Below are 15,910 nucleotides of genomic sequence, written 5' to 3'. Positions count from 1 at the left end.
TCAGCGAACGGGTCAGTGCTGGTGACCTGCGTGCTCGTCCTCTTCGGAGGGCTTCTCCGCGACCAGGGTCTCCGTGGTCAGCACGAGCGCCGCGATGGAGGCCGCGTTGCGCAGAGCCGAACGGGTGACCTTGACCGGGTCGATGACGCCGGCCTCGATGAGGTTCTGGTACTCGCCGGTCTTCGCGTTGAAGCCGTGGTTGTTCTCCAGCTCGGAGACCTTGGAAACCACCACGAAGCCGTCGAAGCCCGCGTTCTGCGCGATCCAGCGCAGCGGCTGGGCCAGGGCGCGGCGGACGATGCCGACGGCAGCCGCCGCGTCACCTTCCAGAGCTGCGACCGCCGGGCTCTCATCCAGCGCCTTGAGGGCGTGGATCAGAGCGGAACCACCGCCGGAGACGATGCCCTCTTCGAGAGCGGCACGCGTGGAGGACACGGCGTCCTCGATGCGGTGCTTCTTCTCCTTGAGCTCCACCTCGGTTGCGGCGCCGACCTTGATGACACCGATGCCGCCGGCCAGCTTGGCCAGACGCTCCTGGAGCTTCTCGCGATCCCACTCGGAATCGGTGCGCTCCAGCTCGGCGCGCAGCTGAGCCACGCGGGAGGCGACGTCCTCAGTCGTACCTGCGCCGTCGACCACCGTGGTCGAATCCTTGGTGACGGTGATGCGACGCGCGGTGCCGAGCACCTCGAGGCCAACCTGGTCCAGGCTGAGGCCCAGCTCCGGGGAGATGACCTGTGCACCCGTGAGGATCGCGATGTCCTGCAGCATGGCCTTGCGGCGGTCTCCGAAGCCGGGAGCCTTGACGGCCACGACGTTCAGGGTGCCGCGCAGACGGTTCACGATCAGGGTGGACAGCGCCTCGCCGTCCACGTCCTCGGCGATCACGAACAGCGGCTTGCTGGCCTGCAGGGTCTTCTCCAGCAGCGGCAGCAGCTCCTGGAGGTTGGAGATCTTGCCCTGGTTGATCAGGATGAAGGCGTCCTCCAGGACGGCCTCCTGGCGGTCCTGGTCCGTGATGAAGTACGGGGACAGGAAGCCCTTGTCGAACTGCATGCCCTCGGTGAGGACCAGTTCGGTCTGGGTGGTGGAGGATTCCTCGATGGTGATGACACCATCCTTGCCGACCTTGCCGAAAGCCTCGGCGAGCAGCTCGCCGATCTCCTCGGACTGTGCGGAGATGGCGGCCACGTTGGCCACGTGGTTGCCTTCCACCTCGCGGGCATTCTCCAGCAGACGGTCAGCCACCGCCTCGACAGCGGCCTCGATGCCTCGCTTGATCTCGCCGGGGGCAGCACCCGCGGCCACGTTGCGCAGACCCTCCTTCACGAAGGCCTGGGCCAGCACGGTCGCCGTCGTGGTGCCGTCGCCCGCCACATCGTTGGTCTTCGTGGCGACTTCCTTGGCCAGCTGCGCGCCGAGGTTCTCATACGGATCGTCGAGTTCGACTTCACGGGCGATGGTCACGCCATCGTTGGTGATGGTGGGAGCACCCCACTTCTTGTCGAGCACGACGTTCCGGCCACGCGGACCGAGGGTGACCTTGACCGTGTTGGCCAGCTTGTCGATGCCGGCTTCCAGCGCGCGGCGGGCGGCATCGTCGAAGGCAAGTTGCTTTGCCATGTGTGTCCTTTCAACAGCGGATCCCCGCACCGGAGCCTGGGCCGGACGGGCCGGGCACCCGGCCCGGTGCGGGGATCTGCGCTACATGAGCTGTAGGGGCGTTACTTGACGATGATCGCCAGGACATCGCGGGAGGAGAGCACGAGGTACTCCTCACCGCCGGCCTTGACCTCGGTGCCGCCGTACTTGGAGTACAGGACGACGTCGCCCACAGCGACATCGATCGGCACACGGTTGCCGTTGTCGTCGACGCGGCCGGGACCGACGGCGACGACTTCGCCCTCCTGCGGCTTCTCCTGTGCGGAGTCCGGGATGACCAGGCCGGAGGCGGTGGTCACCTCTGCGGCGAGCTGGCGGATGACAATACGATCCTCAAGAGGCTTGATGGAGACCGACACTCGGCTCTCTCCTTTTCATGAGATTTCTTAAGTCTTCAGCCTGGGAGCAAACCGTCGTCGCGGGTGCCGGCAGCAACCTTGGGCTTAGCACCCGAGGGGTTCGAGTGCTAATAGAAACTGTAGGGGCGGGTTAGCACTCGGTCAAGGCGAGTGCCAAGCATTCGTCACGGGTGAACACACAGGACCGCGGTGTCCGGCGTCGTCCGCCCGTCTGCTCGGCGCGTCAGGTGGAGCGGGTTCAGCCGAACATGTCGTCGACGCCGAGTTCACCGTCGTCCGGCTGCGCCGCTCTGGCTCCGCGGTTCAGATAGAGGCCCGCACCGCCCAGCACCATGAAGACCGCCGCGAAGATCAGGACCACCACCGAGCCGGCACGGGCAGGAGCATAGGTGTCGCGCAGTGCTCTGGCCTCGTCCGTCGCATCGCTGATGCTCTTGCCGTCCACCGAATAGACCGCGGCGTTGAAGGTGTCCAGGATCCAGAGAACACCGAGCACGGCGAGCGCCACCAGAAGGACCACGGTCCCGACCACCAGGAGGGCTTTGGAATACTCGCCCAGGAGAGCGACGAAGACCTTCCGGGTGCTCGATGCGGACCGGGCAGGCTTGTTCGCACTCATGTTTCCAGCGTACCGGTGCGGCAAGCTGTGGACCGATCCGCCGGAGCAAAGCTCGTAGGCTTGGGAGCATGCCTTCCCCCGCCGGCCTGATCGCCCCGCTTCTGAACGCCGACGCCTTCGCTCTGCTGAACTCCCTGCCGCCGTATTCGGAGAAGGACTCCCTCCAGCTGAATCTGCGCCTGCGCAAAGAGGGGCACGATCCCTCGCTGATCTCGGCTCTGCTCACCCAGAGCCGCTTGCGCGCCAAGGCCACGGCCAAGTTCGGCCGTTTCGCCCAGGACATGCTCTTAACGGAGGCCGGCCTGGAACAGGCCACCCGGCTGACCGTCGCGGCCCATCACGCCGGGCGCTACCGCCAGGCCGGGGTGCACTCGGTGGCGGACCTGGGGTGCGGCCTCGGTGCCGACTCACTGGCCCTTGCCTCACTCGACCTGGCCGTCACCGCCGTCGAACGCGATGAGGAGACCGCGGCGTGCGCCGCCGTCAATCTGCGCCCGTTCCCCGAGGCGCGTGTCCTCCACACGGACGCAACCACCGTGAACCTGGAGGACTACGACGGCGTCTGGCTCGACCCGGCGCGCCGTGAGGTCTCCAGCTCGGGGTCGGCGAGGCTCTGGGATCCCGAGGCCTTCTCTCCACCGCTGTCCTTCGTCGAGGCACTGGCCGGGACAGGGAAGGCCGTCGGCGTGAAGTTCGGTCCCGGCATGCCGCACGAATCCATTCCGGGCGGTTGCGAAGCCCAATGGGTCTCCGTGGACGGCGATGTCACGGAAGCCACCCTGTGGTTCAACGAACTCGCGCGTCCCGGAGTGCGTCGCTCCGCCTTGCTCCTGGACGGAGAAGCGGTCCTGGAGCTGAGCTCCGGGACCGACTTCGGACAGAGCCCGGAGGCGGTCACTGGGCCCGTGGAAGGCTATCTGCACGAACCGGACGGTGCGGTCATCCGGGCGGGACTGGTCTCCGATCTGGCCGTCGAACTGGGCGCGCATTTCCTTGATCCACAGATCGCCTACCTCTGCAGCCCCGGGCCGTTGGCGAGCCCCTTCGCCCGGAGCTACCGGATCCTGGAGACGATGCCCTACAACGTCAAGGCCCTCCGCAGCTGGGCCAAGGCACAGGACCTCAGCAGCGTGGACATCAAGAAGCGCGGCACGGCGGTCACTCCGGAGGAACTGCGCCGCCTGATCCTCCCCGGAAAACCCCGGAAGGGTGGCCGCCACGCCACACTGGTCCTGACTAGGATCGGCCAGGACCGTGTGGTGATCGTGGTGGAGCCTCTCCCCCGGGTGCGCTAAGCGAGGACGGCGACGGCGGCCGCCCCGCGGACACCCGCAGAAGAGATCGGGACGACGGTGAACGTCCTCCCGGCGTTCGGGTCCACACCTTCGGAGAAGAAGGCGTCCCGGTGGGTCCTCCCCAGCCAGAGCCCGCCTTGGAAGACGTCATAGGCGAAGGCCCCAGAACTCGCGGTCCACGTGAACTCTACGTCCGACGCCGTCCCCGGGCGACGGGCGGAGAACCCCGTCACCGCGGCCGGGGCCGGCACGGAGCCCGCCTCACGGAAGGACAGCCGCCCGAGTCGCCCGGCGCCCCGGATCCGCAGCGAGAGCCGCGCGACGACGTCGCGGTCCGCCGGAATCGCACCCCGGTAAGCCGTCCAGCCTGGAGCGGTCCCGGCCTCCTGCTTCAGCGTCCGCCACTGAATCCGTCCAGGGCTGGATCGCCGGGTGACGCCCAGCTCAAGCGCCAGGCCCGGACTGCCGATCACGTCCACCTGAATCGCACGGCTCTGCCGCAGCTCCGTCTTGAAGAGGTGCAGCACTCCGGCCCCCGAAACCGCGAGGCTGTGACCGCTGTCGTAGGAGGCCGTCTCGTCCAGAGACACCGTCAGCTCCCCTTCGGTCCAGTACTGCCAGCTGAGTGCGGCATCGGCCACCCCCTGGTTGTTCCACCCGCGGGTACTCACCGTCCGCCCCTCGATGCTGAACGATGACCCGACACCCACGTTGAAGCTGTGGACGATCGGCAGCGCTCCGTAGGGTGACCGCTCCACCACGGAATGCGCGATCCCGTCCCACTGCCGATAGTTCAGTACGTCGCTGCGGTAGGGAGGTTTCCTGGCATCCAGTCGTCCCGATTCAGCGGGGTTGCCTTTCGGCCCGGACCAGAATTTCCGCTCCAAGTCGCGGTACTGAGCCCGGCCCTGAGGGTCGTGGACCTCACCACGGCGTGCCGCGTCCAGCCAGAATTCGGTGTCCACGAAGAGGGCGACCGACATCGGGCCAGGCTTGCCCGGCGCTGCCAGATCACCGAAGCACTCCATCGGACGGAACCCGCCCTTCTGATGTTCGACACCTGCGAAACCGACCTGCCGGGGATCGAATCCAGCCTCCCTCACCGCGGCGGCACTGTTCACCAGTCCCGGGTCGACGCGGGGCCAGTCGTAGTTGATGAAGATCGAATCGACCGCACGGTCCTCAGGCGATCCGAGCGAGGGCAGGTTCCGGGCGTTGAGTTCGTTCTGGTAGTCCAGCACCCCGCTGTCCGGGAGCACGGCATCGTAATACTGCAGATAGAAGTCCCCGTCGAGGGACTTGATGTACCGGAACAGCGCGAAGAGTCTGGTCACCTGGGCTTTGGTGATGGATGCCTCTTGGTTGATGAAGAGGCCGTCGAAGCCGAAGTACTTCTTCAGTTCCACGATCTTGTCGCCTACCGGGAAACTGCCGTCCGCCCGCTGGACGAGGAAGGCGTCGAACGCCGTCGTGCTCCGCGGCCAGAACCATCCGCCGATGGCTCGGGCTCCGTTCTTGTGCGCGGCTTCGGTCCAGCCCGGATTGGGGATGTCGATGACACCGTAATCCCGATGCGGGGCGGCGGGATTCTTCACCACGTCATCGGGTACCGAGGCGAGGACTTGACCATGCCAGGTGCCCCAGATGTCGATGTACGGCCAGTAGCGCTGCGTGTAGACGTAGGGTTCCTGGCCGATGGCCTGGTTGCGGGCTTCGTAAATGGAACCCGCGTCATCGATCGTGAGGGTTGACAGCTGCACGGCAGGATCCAGATCGGGGTGCGCCTGGGTCGGTGCGAACGGGGCGATGCGCGGGGCCCGGGGGATGAGGCAACGCAATTGCCGGCCCCAGGGGGTGGTGGCGGGGTCGAAGTCGAGCAGGTCCTGGGGATTCCATCCGAAGGTGGATGGGCCTGCGGGTATGCCGCCGCTCCCCGGCACCGGATGTGCGGGTGCAGCCGAGGGGGCCATGCCTGCCGCTGCGGAGGCCGGAGCCGCCGAGGCCGGGGGCGCCGCCGGGAGGCCGAGCAATCCTGCCAGCCCCGCTCCGCCCACGGTGAGGAAGGTTCGCCTGCTGGTCGCGCTGGAATTGGACATTCAGATACCGCCCTTCAAGTCACTGGCGGTGCCACGGTGCACCGCTGCCAGGAACTATAACGGTTTAGCAATACCGCGCCAAGGGTTCCGGACATGACAAAACAGCCTGTCCCAGCGGACGGGCTCAGAGCTACTGGCGGGAGAACTCCGCGGCTTCACGGACCGTTTCCGGATCCGGCCGGACACCGGTGTACAGCACGAACTGCTCCTCGGCCTGAATCGAAGCCACTTCCGCACCGGTGATCACAGCCTTTCCCGCAGCCCGGGCCGCCGCCAGGAGCGGGGTCTCAGCAGGCATGGCGACGACGTCGAACACGAGTTCCGCCGCCTCGATCGCCACCTGCGGAAAAGCCAGAGCGGCTTCATCGGCGCCCCGCATGCCGAGCGGTGTGACGTTCACGAGCACCTGCGCCGGAGCGCCCGAGGCAGTGCGCCCGCCGTCGTCGTCCGCCTGCCAGGCGAAACCGTACAGCTCCGCGAGCGCACGCCCCTTCTCCTCGTTCCGCGCCACGAGCGTGACATCACGGAACCCGGCGTCGCGGAAGGCAGCGGCCACGGCCTTGGCCATGCCACCAGAGCCCCGCAGCATGACGGACAGTCCGGTGGGCACCTCGTGCTCGGCGAGAAGCCGCTCAACTGCCTGATAGTCGGTGTTGTAGGCCGTGAGGACACCATCGTCGTTGACGATCGTGTTCACCGAGTCGATGGCGGCGGCAGAAGGCGCAAGGCGGTCCACCAAGGGGATCACGGCCTCCTTGTATGGCATCGAGACGGCGGCGCCACGGATCGGGAGGCCGCGGATGCCCTGGACCGCCGCTGCCAGATCGGCGGGCGCGAACGCCTTGTAGACGAAGTTCAGCCCGAGCTTCTCGTAGAGGTAATTGTGAAAGCGCGTGCCGATGTTGCTGGGCCGCGCCGCGAGAGAGATGCAAAGGGTCATGTCCTTGTTCAAGATGGCCATGACCACCATTAAACGGCACCGCATCCCGACCGGACTCCACTCGGGCCGGACGGGATGCAGGGAACGATCAGCCCTGGCGCGCCTTGAAACGAGGGTTCTTCTTGTTGATCACGAAGACCCGTCCGCGGCGCCGGACGACTTGGGCACCGGGGATCTTCTTCAGGGCACGCAGGGAGTTACGGACTTTCATGATTCTCCTTCGAGGGTCATTCGCTGTTGGTTGAAAACGGTCCGGCAAGTCCGAACGTGTCCGGGAACCGGGAGTGGTCCAGGCGCAGTTCGTCGTCCCGGAGGCTGCAATGGTCCAGAAGACGCGTCAGTTCCGCCTGGTCCACGTCCTCGGCGCGGCCGGTCACCGCGACCACCCCGGACCGGTCAGCGGCTCCGGCCAGAAGAGCCGCCGGCGGGGCGGCCTGGGCGGGTTCCATCCAGACCCGCGGCCCGACACCTTGGAGGGCGACCGGCTCCGCGCCTGCGCCGGCGATCCGGAGATTTCCGCGGAGCCAATGCACGCCCTGGGCCATCAGCGGCAGGGACTCGTGGAACCGCACCGGATGAAGGGGCCGGTCGAGCCGGTGCAGAACGGTGCGGAAGTCGCCCGGGTCGTCAAGAACCGGGACTCGCACGGAGCCGGGCCTGCTGCGCGAGAACGCCTCGCGGTGGTCATGGCATCCGGGAAGGAAGTCGTCCTCGGGTTCAAGGACCGTGGCATGCGGCGCCAGATGCCCCAGAAGGCGGACACCTTGCATCCAGGGCTCGCGCTTCGGGGACCGCTCATCATCCGGCTCGGAGAGCAGCGAGGACATGCCCGGCACGGCAAGGACCGTGTCACTCAGGGCGAACTCCCCCACCAGGAACTCGCCACCGATCCGGTCGTCCCCTCGCAGCGCGGTGAATCCCGCCTCATACAAGGTGCGAGCGTCCCAGATCTGCTCTTCGAGCTCCAGGGGGTCCACCGCCACCAGAAGGTTGTCCACCCGGAGTCCTTCCAGGCCACCGAGCCCCAGCTCTTCCAGAACCTGGGCGGCCGCCACCCCGGGCGGCAGCCCGAGAGTCAGATGCGGACAGCCCGCCCGCAGGAACTCCCGGACCGTCGGAATCACATCCAGGCGCACGGTGCAGGAAAGGCATCCGTGCTCCAACCGCCTTTCCTGCCGCTCAATGAGGCGTCCTCGGAAGTGGATGCGACGCAGCACGCTCCCGTCCGGCAACAGGTCGTGGAGCACAAGCACCGAATCGCGGTGTCCTTGTCCCACCATCGCGGTCGCAGCCGCACGGCATTGACTGTCCAGGGAACTCACGAGGGAAAGATGCATGATTCGAGACTACATGAGAATGATTCTCATTATCAATCTGAGGTGATTGCTCTGTTACGTCACCGTCCGGCCCCTCCCCTCGAAGGACGGCGCTCCTGCCCTAAACTTGTGCAAGCATCGGCATGGTCTCCGGACGGCCACGCGAGGACGCCGATCACGGAAGAGGGGACCTAGGTGCAGATCGACTTCGCGCACTCCGAGCAATCCACGCTCGGCATCGAATGGGAGCTGGCGCTCGTGGACTCCCACACGGGCGAACTCAAGTCCGTTGCTCAGGAGGTCCTGAGCGATGTGACCGCCAACCACCCCGAGCTGCAGGACGGCGAAGAACATCCGCACATCAAGCAGGAACTCCTGCTCAACACCGTGGAACTGGTCACCGGCGTGCACCACACCGTCGCCGAGGGCAAAGCAGATCTCCAGCGCTCTCTGGATGCCGTCCGTCAGGTCACGGACCCCATGGGCGTCGAGGTCTTCAGCGCCGGCAGTCACCCCTTCAGCCCTCCCCAGCTCCAGCCGGTCACGGACAAGGAACGCTACGCCAAGCTGATCGACCGCACCCAGTGGTGGGGCCGGCAGATGGTGATCTATGGCGTGCACGTCCACGTCGGACTGAACCACCGCAACAAAGCGCTCCCCGTCATGGACGCCCTGCTGAACTACATGCCCCACTTCCAGGCCCTGTCCGCCTCAAGCCCGTACTGGGGCGGCGAGGACACCGGATACGCCTCCCAACGCGCCCTGATGTTCCAGCAGCTGCCCACCGCCGGGCTGCCGTTCAGTTTCTCCTCCTGGGGACAGTACGAGGATTACGTCCAGGACATGTTCACCACCGGCGTGATCGATGCGGGCAGTGAGATCCGCTGGGACATCCGACCGGTCCCGGCACTCGGCACCATCGAGATGCGGGTGTGCGACGGCCTGGCGACTCTGGAGGAGGTGGGCGCCATCGCAGCTCTCACCCAATGCCTGGTGGAAGAGGCCTCCCAACGGCTGGACGAGGGCTGGGCCGTCCCCACCATGTCCCGGTGGTTCCTCAAGGAGAACAAGTGGCGCGCGGCCCGGTACGGCATGGATGCGATCATCATCCTGAACCAGGCGGGTGATGAGCTCCTCATCACCGACCACCTCCGCAACAACGTCCTCAACCGGCTTGAACCGGTGGCCGCCAAGCTCGGCTGCTCCGAGGAGCTGGCCCACGTGGACCACATCATCGAGCGTGGTGCCGGCTACCAGCGCCAGCGCCGCGTGGCAGAGGCCAACGACGGCGAGCTGCGCGCCGTCGTGCTCGATCTCGTCCAGCAGATGCGCCGCGGCCCGGACGCCTGAGCGCCTCACCCTCTTGCGCGAAGTTACAGCTGACGCCCCTAAAACTCGGTTTTAGGGGCGTCAGCTGTAACTTCGCGGGCCATTGCGGGGCTGACGGCGTGGTGCGACGATGAGCGCGTGGCATATGACGAAGAGCTCGCCGCCCGCATGCGCGGCGCCCTGAGCGGCACCCCTGGGGTCAGCGAGAAAAAGATGTTCGGCGGACTCGCGTTCCTGGTGGGCGGCAACATGGCCGTGAGCGCAAGCGGGAACGGCGGCATGATGCTCCGCTGCGAGCCGTCCGACAGCGGAAGACTGACCGAGGAAGCCGGCGTGGAACGCGTGGTGATGCGCGGCAAAGCGATGGACGGCTGGCTACGCGTGGACGACGCAGTGACATCCGATGACGCCGGACTGGCGCGTTGGGTGGCCGTGGGCGTGGACTTCGCGAAGTCCCTGCCACCCAAGTAGCCCTCCCTGCCCGCGAAGTAACAGTTCACGCCCCCAAAATCGTGTTTTGGGGGCGTGAACTGTTACTTCGCGGGCAGGGTGGTTGACTAGGGCAGCAGGACCGTGGAAACCGGCATCGAGGAGTCCGGGGCGAAGTCCAGACTGGACGGCTCGGCGCCGTCCATGACCAGCCGGGACGCGAGTGCCGCGACCATGGCGCCGTTGTCCGTGCACAGGTTTATGGGCGGCACATGCAGTCTGATGCCGGCCGAAGCGCACCGTTGCGCCGTCAATTCGCGCAGCCGAACATTCGCGGCCACTCCCCCGCCCAGCAGCAGCTCCGTGATGCCGTGCTCCTTACAGGCCAGCATGGCCTTGGCGGTCACCACGTCGACCACGGCCTCCTGGAAGCTCGCGGCGATATCGGCCACCGGAGGCTCCTCATCGCGCGCTTCGAACTGTTCAACACAGCGTGCGACGGCGGTCTTCAGGCCGCTGAACGACCAGTCGTAACGGTGCGGGCCGGGTTCCTCTACGGTGCCCATGTACTTCGGCTGGGTCAGGCCGCGCGGGAAGCGGATCGCCTTGCGATCGCCTTCGTGCGCGAGCCGATCGATCACCGGTCCGCCCGGATAGCCCAGCCCCAGCAGACGGGCCACCTTGTCATAAGCCTCACCCGCGGCGTCGTCGATGGTGCTGCCGAGCAGCTCCACCTCCTGGATGCTGCGGACGCGCAGCACCTCGGTGTGCCCGCCGGAGACGAGCAGCGCCCCCAGGTTCTCCGGGAGTCCGTCGGCGAAGACCTGCTCGGCCAGCAGCCCGACGGCCACATGTGCCACGAGGTGGTTGATGGCGAAGAGCGGCTTGCCGGTGGCCACCGAGAGCGCCTTCGCAGCACTGACTCCGACCATGAGGGCTCCCGCAAGGCCCGGCCCCGCTGTCACGGCGATGCCGTCCACCTCATCGAGGGTGACGCCTGCCTCCTCCAACGCCGCTTCAAGCGCTGGGACGATCGCCTCCAGGTGCGCCCGGGAGGCGATCTCCGGGATGACCCCGCCGAAACGGACATGCTCGTCCATGGACGAGGACACGGTGTTGCTCAGGAGCTTGCCGCCACGGACGATGCCGACACCGGTTTCGTCGCACGAGGATTCGATTCCCAGGATGAGTGGTTCGGTCCGGTTCATACTGCCCTTCCTCCACGGCCCTCGGCGGACGGTTCCGCGGGTTCCTCGCCCAGTTCCCGCCGCATGATCAGAGCGTCGATGCCACCCTTGTAATAACGTTTGCGCACCGCGATCCGCTCAAAACCGAACCGGAGATAAAGCGCCTGTGCGCGGGGGTTGTCCTCACGGACCTCCAGCAGAACGTCTTCCGCCTGCCCGTTTGCAGCGCGCTGAAGCAGCGTACGCAACAGGGCCGAGCCGATCCCCCGGCCTTCGAACTCGGGGATCACGGCGATGGTCTGGACATCCGCGATGGGCGGGATGCACATGAGGCCGGCATAGCCCACCACCGTGCCGCCGATGGTGGCCACGAAGTACTCCCTGGTCTCCGTCTGCGCCAGCTCCGCCTCGAACATCTCCAAGGGCCAGGCGTCCCCCGGGAAGAGCCGCAGTTCCAGTCCGTGGACCACCGGCAGATCCTCCGGAGTCATGGTCCTCAGACTGAAGCCGGGATCCCGTTCGTCAACGGAATAGTGCCGGGGCGACTCGTCGTTGCCGCTCATCACAGGCTCCTCCTCACAGGGCTTTCTTCCGTGGGCCGGGGACCTGGGCGTCTGACTCGCGAAGGTACAGCGGCTCCGTGTCCAGGAGTTCCTCACCGCGGGCCAGACGAGCGAGCGCGAGAGTGCCGAGTGCGACGGCGTCGGGCTGGGTACGAGCGAAACCCTCCGCGGGCGGCAGCTCCTCCGGATACAGGCCCGCGCCCGCACCGTACACGACGGCGCCGGTACCGAGCAGATCGCTCAGGGGCACCTCGGCAGGACGCTGCACATGGGGACCGTCGAGCAGCCGGGGCGTTCCGGCGTCGTTCGCGTACAACGCCCAGTAGACCTCCTTGCGGCGGGCATCCGTGGCGGCGACGAATCGCCCGGGGGCGTCATGGGCAACAGCTTCGGCCGCGATCGAATCCAGGCTCATGATGCCGTGCACCGGGAGCCCCCAAGCGAATCCGAGGGTGCGCGCCACGGCCAAACCGGCGCGCAGTCCGGTGAACGGGCCGGGCCCGACGCCCACCACGATCGCGTCCAGCCCGCTGCCGTTCACACCGCTCTCCCGCAGCAGGCGGGCGACGGCGGGGGCCGTCACCTCGGCGTGACTGCGAGTGTCCTCGGTGGCGAAACGTGCCAGGACCTCGGCGGCTCCCTCACCGTCGCGCAGGATGGCCGCACTGGCGATGGCCGAGGTGTCGATGGCCAGAATGGTGCTCACTGTTCTTCCTTCCGAGGCGTTACGACGCCGTCCCGGGTCCAGCCGGGGAGATCCTGCCAGCGCTCACCGAACGCCGTGACGGTGATGGTGCGCGGTTCATCCTCATCCTCGAAGTCCAGGATGATCTCCTCCGACGCCGAAGCACCGGTGGCACGGTCCAGCTCGATCTCCAGACGGCTGCTGGAGAGCTGCTCTGCGCGATCCTTGCCCCATTCGACGACCGTGACGGAGGCGTCCAGACTCTCCTCCAGATCGATGTCCTCAAGCTCCTCGGCGCTGCCCAGGCGGTAGGCGTCGACATGCACGAGATCCGGGCCTCCCGGCCGCGGCCCCTGGGGCAGATTCGGGTGACGGCGCGCCAGCACGAAGGTCGGCGAGATGATGCCTTCGCGCACACCCAGTCCGCGGCCGAGTCCCTGCGTGAAGGTGGTCTTGCCCGCGCCGAGCCCGCCGCTGAGGATCAGGAGGTCTCCGAAGGACAGGGACGATGCGATGCGCTCGGCGAGCGCCTGAGTCTGCTCCACATCGGAGACCTGGAAGGTCACGCTCCAGAGAGGGCCGCTCATGTGGCAGCTCCGGGAAGGCCGCCGCCCACGACGGGAGCTTCACTGTCGATGTAGATGCGCGGCACACGGCCACTGATGCGGGTGACGATCTCGTAGTTGATGGTCCCCGCCGCCGACGCCCAGTCGTCCGCGAGAGGGCCTCCATCGGAGCCGTCGCCGAACAGCACCGCCGGGGCACCGACGAGTTCGAGGCGCTCCGCGTCGTCCAGCTGGACACCCAGGTCCAGGACCATCTGGTCCATGGCGATCCGGCCCACCACCGGGTACGTCTTCCCGCCCAGACGCACGGGTCCGCCCGTGGCGATGCGTGGCACGCCGTCGGCGTACCCCATCGGGATCAGAGCCAGAGTGCTCGGCCCCTGGGTGCGGTAGTGGAGCCCGTAGGAGACGCCCTGTCCGGCAGGGACGGCCTTGCAATTGGCTACGCGTGTCTGCAACGTCATCGCCGGCGTCAGCCCCAGTTCGTCGCTGCGCTGGTCCGCGAACGGCGAGAGACCGTAGACGCCGATGCCGGCCCTGACCAGGTCGAAGTGCGTGTCCGGACGGGTGAAGGCGGCGGGGGTGTTGGCGATGTGCCGGACCTCCGGATCGATGCCGGCGTCCTCGGCGAGCGCGAGCGCCTCGCGGAACACCTCGAGCTGGTGATCGGTCTCCGGCCGGTGCGGCTCGTCGGCCACGGCAAGGTGCGAGAAGATCCCGACCACCCTCAGCAGCCCCTCGTCCTGATACTCCACGGCCTCGCCGATCAGCTGATCCCAGGACTGCACGGTGGACCCGTTGCGGCCGAGTCCGGTGTCCACCTTGAGGTGCACCCGGGCCGGACGCTGGACTTCGCGGGCCGCAGCGACGATGTGGGACAGGTCCCAGCCGGAGCAGCCGAGGTCGATGCCCGCTTCGATGGCGGCAGCGAAGTCGGTCTGAGGAGTGTGCAGCCAGGCAAGCAGCGGGGCTTCGATGCCCGAAGCCCTCAGCGCCAGCGCCTCGCTCACGTGCGCAGTGCCGAGCCAGGCGGCACCGCCGTCGAGCGCTGCCTGAGCGGTCTGGAGAGCGCCGTGCCCGTAACCGTCGGCCTTGACCACTGCCATGACCTTCGCCGGTGCGGCGATCTCCGCGAGCCGCCGCACATTGTGCCGGATGGCGGCGAGGTCGACGACGGCGGCGCGTTCAGGCAGGGGCTGCACCTCGTGAGCGGACGACGGCGTGGCCGCAGCTGCCGAAGCTACTGCGGCGTCCGTCACGCTCGGGGAGGCAGGGGTCTCAGAAGTCACCCGTTAAGCCTAGTACGGGGCTTCTGCCGTTCCTCTCAGCTTGACGAACGGGGATGAGGCTTCGGCCACGCCGCCCCGGAGCGGTAAAGTCAGCCAAGGGGGCATCATCAGTCCGCCGATACCAGCAGGAGCCAGGGAACATCATGCCGCAGATCAGCCGCGTCGCGTTCCTCTCCCTGCACACTTCCCCTCTGGAACAGCCCGGCACCGGGGACGCGGGAGGGATGAACGTCTACGTCCGCTCGCTCGCCTCCTCACTGGCGGCCGCGGGAACCGAGGTCGAGGTCTTCACTCGCGCGGTCTCCCCTGGGCAGCCCAGCGTCGAGCACCCTGAGGCCGGCGTCTGCGTTCACAACATCCAGGCCGGGCCTGTCCGGCGCATTCCCAAAGAGCAACTGCCGGGGCTGATCCATCAGATGGCCGATGAGATCTCCGCCATCCGGGCCTCCCAGCCGCAAGGGCACTATCAGGTCATCCACTCGCACTACTGGCTTTCCGGGGTCGCCGGCGTCCACCTCGCCCGGGACTGGGACGTGCCGCTGGTCCACACGATGCACACCATGGCCCGGGTGAAGAATCAGCATCTTCACTCCGGGGAACATGCCGAGCCCGAGAACCGGGAACAGGGCGAGCAGCTGATCGTGGACCGGGCCGCCCGGCTCGTGGCCAATACGCCCACGGAAGCCAGGGAGCTGCAATCGCACTACGACGCTTCTCCCGAGCTGATCGACATCGTGGCGCCCGGCGTGGATCTGGACGTCTTCACCCCGAGGACGGCAGCCCGGGCCGCCTCAGACGGCGAGTTCCACGTCGTGTTCGCCGGTCGCATGCAGCGGCTCAAGGGTCCACACGTCCTCGTCCATGCTGCCGCCGCGTTGCGTGCCCGGCGGCCTGACATCCCCCTGCGGGTGACTCTGCTCGGGGAGCAGAGCGGGGCCCGGCAATACGACATCGACTCGTTCATCGAATCCTGCGGGGTACGCGACATCGTCACGCGCCTCGACGCGGTTCCTCGTGCCGAGCTCGCGGACTGGTTCCGCGCGGCCGATGTGGTGGCCATGCCCTCCTACAGCGAGTCCTTCGGGCTCGTGGCGCTGGAGGCCCAGGCCTGCGGGACCCCGGTGCTCGCGACCCGCGTCGGCGGGCTCAGCGAGGCCGTCGCCGACGGCGTCAGCGGCCTCCTGCTGGAGGACCACCGCATCACGGCCTGGGCCGCCGCGCTGGAGCGGCTGCACGACGACGTCGCGTTCCGCGCCGTGCTCTCAGCAGGAGCCGTGCGGCATGCAGCGGCGTTCGGCTGGGACCGCGCGGCACGGGCCACCCTGGGCGCCTATGGACGCGCCCTGACCGGGGTTCCGAGCCTGACGGTCTGAACTCACGCCACGGATGAGCTTTTTGGTATTCCGAAAGCACTTTTGCCACTCCGCCCTTTTGGCCTAAAGAGGCCCTTGCGGGGGAATTGTGACAAGGCTTACACTTTTCTGTATACCAAAATGCCGGATCCTCCCCGGCCTCTCCTCCTCCAAAGGCCACCGTCCGATGTCTCACCACACAGAATCCACGCCGGCGGCGCAT

16 protein-coding genes are annotated in these 15,910 nt (G+C 67.2%); 4 read left to right on the top strand and 12 right to left on the bottom strand.

The genetic code is table 11. The annotated features are described in order from the left end of the window. Positions 1-12 precede the first annotated feature (12 nt). The 3 genes from groL to ACIPXZ_RS01185 form a co-directional block, all read right to left on the bottom strand. Positions 13-1,623, bottom strand: coding sequence for a chaperonin GroEL (gene groL, locus ACIPXZ_RS01195; protein ID WP_400590278.1), 1,611 nt, complete (start codon positions 1,621-1,623; stop codon positions 13-15). A gap of 101 nt (positions 1,624-1,724) precedes the next feature. Then, positions 1,725-2,021 (bottom strand): co-chaperone GroES, encoded by a 297-nt coding sequence (gene groES / locus ACIPXZ_RS01190; RefSeq protein ID WP_066211406.1) that lies wholly within the window; start codon positions 2,019-2,021, stop codon positions 1,725-1,727. A gap of 238 nt (positions 2,022-2,259) precedes the next feature. After that, the gene (locus ACIPXZ_RS01185) at positions 2,260-2,640 is read right to left on the bottom strand and encodes a hypothetical protein (protein ID WP_400590276.1); all 381 of its coding nucleotides are present in this window, start codon (positions 2,638-2,640) and stop codon (positions 2,260-2,262) included. A gap of 68 nt (positions 2,641-2,708) precedes the next feature. Between ACIPXZ_RS01185 and ACIPXZ_RS01180 the strand changes: the two genes are divergently transcribed. Further along, complete coding sequence (locus ACIPXZ_RS01180) at positions 2,709-3,935, top strand: SAM-dependent methyltransferase (RefSeq protein WP_400590275.1); 1,227 nt, start codon at positions 2,709-2,711, stop codon at positions 3,933-3,935. Here the strand turns inward: ACIPXZ_RS01180 and ACIPXZ_RS01175 are convergent. The 4 genes from ACIPXZ_RS01175 to ACIPXZ_RS01160 all read right to left on the bottom strand — a co-directional run bounded on the left by ACIPXZ_RS01175 (position 3,932) and on the right by ACIPXZ_RS01160 (position 8,308). Beyond that, the gene (locus ACIPXZ_RS01175) at positions 3,932-6,031 is read right to left on the bottom strand and encodes a hypothetical protein (protein WP_400590273.1); all 2,100 of its coding nucleotides are present in this window, start codon (positions 6,029-6,031) and stop codon (positions 3,932-3,934) included. The genes ACIPXZ_RS01180 and ACIPXZ_RS01175 overlap by 4 nt on opposite strands. A gap of 130 nt (positions 6,032-6,161) precedes the next feature. Then, a complete protein-coding gene (locus ACIPXZ_RS01170; RefSeq protein ID WP_400590271.1) occupies positions 6,162-6,992 on the bottom strand; it encodes a shikimate 5-dehydrogenase in 831 nt (276 codons plus the stop codon). Positions 6,993-7,059: 67 nt separating this feature from the next. After that, positions 7,060-7,182 carry a type B 50S ribosomal protein L36 gene (ykgO, locus tag ACIPXZ_RS01165; RefSeq protein WP_400590269.1) on the bottom strand — a complete coding sequence of 41 codons (123 nt, stop codon included), beginning with the start codon at positions 7,180-7,182 and terminating at the stop codon, positions 7,060-7,062. A 16-nt stretch (positions 7,183-7,198) separates the two neighbouring features. After that, complete coding sequence (locus ACIPXZ_RS01160) at positions 7,199-8,308, bottom strand: GTP-binding protein (protein ID WP_400590267.1); 1,110 nt, start codon at positions 8,306-8,308, stop codon at positions 7,199-7,201. 174 nt (positions 8,309-8,482) lie between these two features. On the opposite strand from ACIPXZ_RS01160, the gene ACIPXZ_RS01155 reads away from it, so the two are divergent. Together ACIPXZ_RS01155 and ACIPXZ_RS01150 are read left to right on the top strand one after the other, a co-directional pair. After that, positions 8,483-9,637, top strand: a complete 1,155-nt coding sequence (locus ACIPXZ_RS01155) for a glutamate--cysteine ligase (protein WP_400590265.1) — start codon at positions 8,483-8,485, stop codon at positions 9,635-9,637. Between the two features lie 117 nt (positions 9,638-9,754). Then, positions 9,755-10,087 (top strand): TfoX/Sxy family protein, encoded by a 333-nt coding sequence (locus ACIPXZ_RS01150; RefSeq protein ID WP_400590263.1) that lies wholly within the window; start codon positions 9,755-9,757, stop codon positions 10,085-10,087. A gap of 86 nt (positions 10,088-10,173) precedes the next feature. Here ACIPXZ_RS01150 and tsaD read toward each other — a convergent pair whose 3' ends face one another. Genes tsaD through alr form a run of 5 tightly spaced genes read right to left on the bottom strand, consistent with a single transcriptional unit; the run spans position 10,174 to position 14,248 of the window. Next, complete coding sequence (gene tsaD / locus ACIPXZ_RS01145) at positions 10,174-11,253, bottom strand: tRNA (adenosine(37)-N6)-threonylcarbamoyltransferase complex transferase subunit TsaD (RefSeq protein WP_400590261.1); 1,080 nt, start codon at positions 11,251-11,253, stop codon at positions 10,174-10,176. Continuing rightward, the gene (rimI, locus tag ACIPXZ_RS01140; protein ID WP_400590259.1) at positions 11,250-11,795 is read right to left on the bottom strand and encodes a ribosomal protein S18-alanine N-acetyltransferase; all 546 of its coding nucleotides are present in this window, start codon (positions 11,793-11,795) and stop codon (positions 11,250-11,252) included. Before rimI ends, tsaD begins: the two co-directional genes overlap by 4 nt. Before the next feature lie 13 nt (positions 11,796-11,808). Continuing rightward, entirely contained in the window at positions 11,809-12,501 is a 693-nt protein-coding gene (gene tsaB / locus ACIPXZ_RS01135) for a tRNA (adenosine(37)-N6)-threonylcarbamoyltransferase complex dimerization subunit type 1 TsaB (RefSeq protein ID WP_400590257.1), read from the bottom strand. Continuing rightward, positions 12,498-13,067 carry a tRNA (adenosine(37)-N6)-threonylcarbamoyltransferase complex ATPase subunit type 1 TsaE gene (gene tsaE / locus ACIPXZ_RS01130; protein ID WP_400590255.1) on the bottom strand — a complete coding sequence of 190 codons (570 nt, stop codon included), beginning with the start codon at positions 13,065-13,067 and terminating at the stop codon, positions 12,498-12,500. The genes tsaB and tsaE overlap by 4 nt, the downstream gene beginning before the upstream one ends. Further along, positions 13,064-14,248 (bottom strand): alanine racemase, encoded by a 1,185-nt coding sequence (alr, locus tag ACIPXZ_RS01125; protein ID WP_400590597.1) that lies wholly within the window; start codon positions 14,246-14,248, stop codon positions 13,064-13,066. The genes tsaE and alr overlap by 4 nt, the downstream gene beginning before the upstream one ends. Positions 14,249-14,478: 230 nt before the next feature. Here alr and mshA point away from each other — a divergent pair, with 230 nt between their 5' ends. Then, positions 14,479-15,708, top strand: coding sequence for a D-inositol-3-phosphate glycosyltransferase (gene mshA, locus ACIPXZ_RS01120; RefSeq protein WP_400590253.1), 1,230 nt, complete (start codon positions 14,479-14,481; stop codon positions 15,706-15,708). Positions 15,709-15,910: the final 202 nt, after the last annotated feature.

The organism is Arthrobacter sp. NPDC090010, assembly GCF_044748305.1.
Classification (GTDB): Bacteria; Actinomycetota; Actinomycetes; order Actinomycetales; family Micrococcaceae; genus Arthrobacter_E.
The sequence above is the reverse complement of the archived record's forward strand: the minus strand, read 5'-3'. Positions and strand labels throughout refer to the sequence as shown.

Excerpts from the sequence above, each read along its gene's own strand:
- groL (WP_400590278.1), bottom strand. The coding sequence starts at position 1,623 with ATGGCAAAGCAACTTGCCTTCGACGATGCCGCCCGCCGCGCGCTGGAA.
- ACIPXZ_RS01185 (WP_400590276.1), bottom strand. The coding sequence starts at position 2,640 with ATGAGTGCGAACAAGCCTGCCCGGTCCGCATCGAGCACCCGGAAGGTC.
- ACIPXZ_RS01180 (WP_400590275.1), top strand. The coding sequence starts at position 2,709 with ATGCCTTCCCCCGCCGGCCTGATCGCCCCGCTTCTGAACGCCGACGCC.
- ACIPXZ_RS01175 (WP_400590273.1), bottom strand. The coding sequence starts at position 6,031 with ATGTCCAATTCCAGCGCGACCAGCAGGCGAACCTTCCTCACCGTGGGC.
- ACIPXZ_RS01170 (WP_400590271.1), bottom strand. The coding sequence starts at position 6,992 with ATGGCCATCTTGAACAAGGACATGACCCTTTGCATCTCTCTCGCGGCG.
- ykgO (WP_400590269.1), bottom strand. The coding sequence starts at position 7,182 with ATGAAAGTCCGTAACTCCCTGCGTGCCCTGAAGAAGATCCCCGGTGCC.
- ACIPXZ_RS01160 (WP_400590267.1), bottom strand. The coding sequence starts at position 8,308 with ATGCATCTTTCCCTCGTGAGTTCCCTGGACAGTCAATGCCGTGCGGCT.
- tsaD (WP_400590261.1), bottom strand. The coding sequence starts at position 11,253 with ATGAACCGGACCGAACCACTCATCCTGGGAATCGAATCCTCGTGCGAC.
- rimI (WP_400590259.1), bottom strand. The coding sequence starts at position 11,795 with ATGAGCGGCAACGACGAGTCGCCCCGGCACTATTCCGTTGACGAACGG.
- tsaE (WP_400590255.1), bottom strand. The coding sequence starts at position 13,067 with ATGAGCGGCCCTCTCTGGAGCGTGACCTTCCAGGTCTCCGATGTGGAG.
- mshA (WP_400590253.1), top strand. The coding sequence starts at position 14,479 with ATGCCGCAGATCAGCCGCGTCGCGTTCCTCTCCCTGCACACTTCCCCT.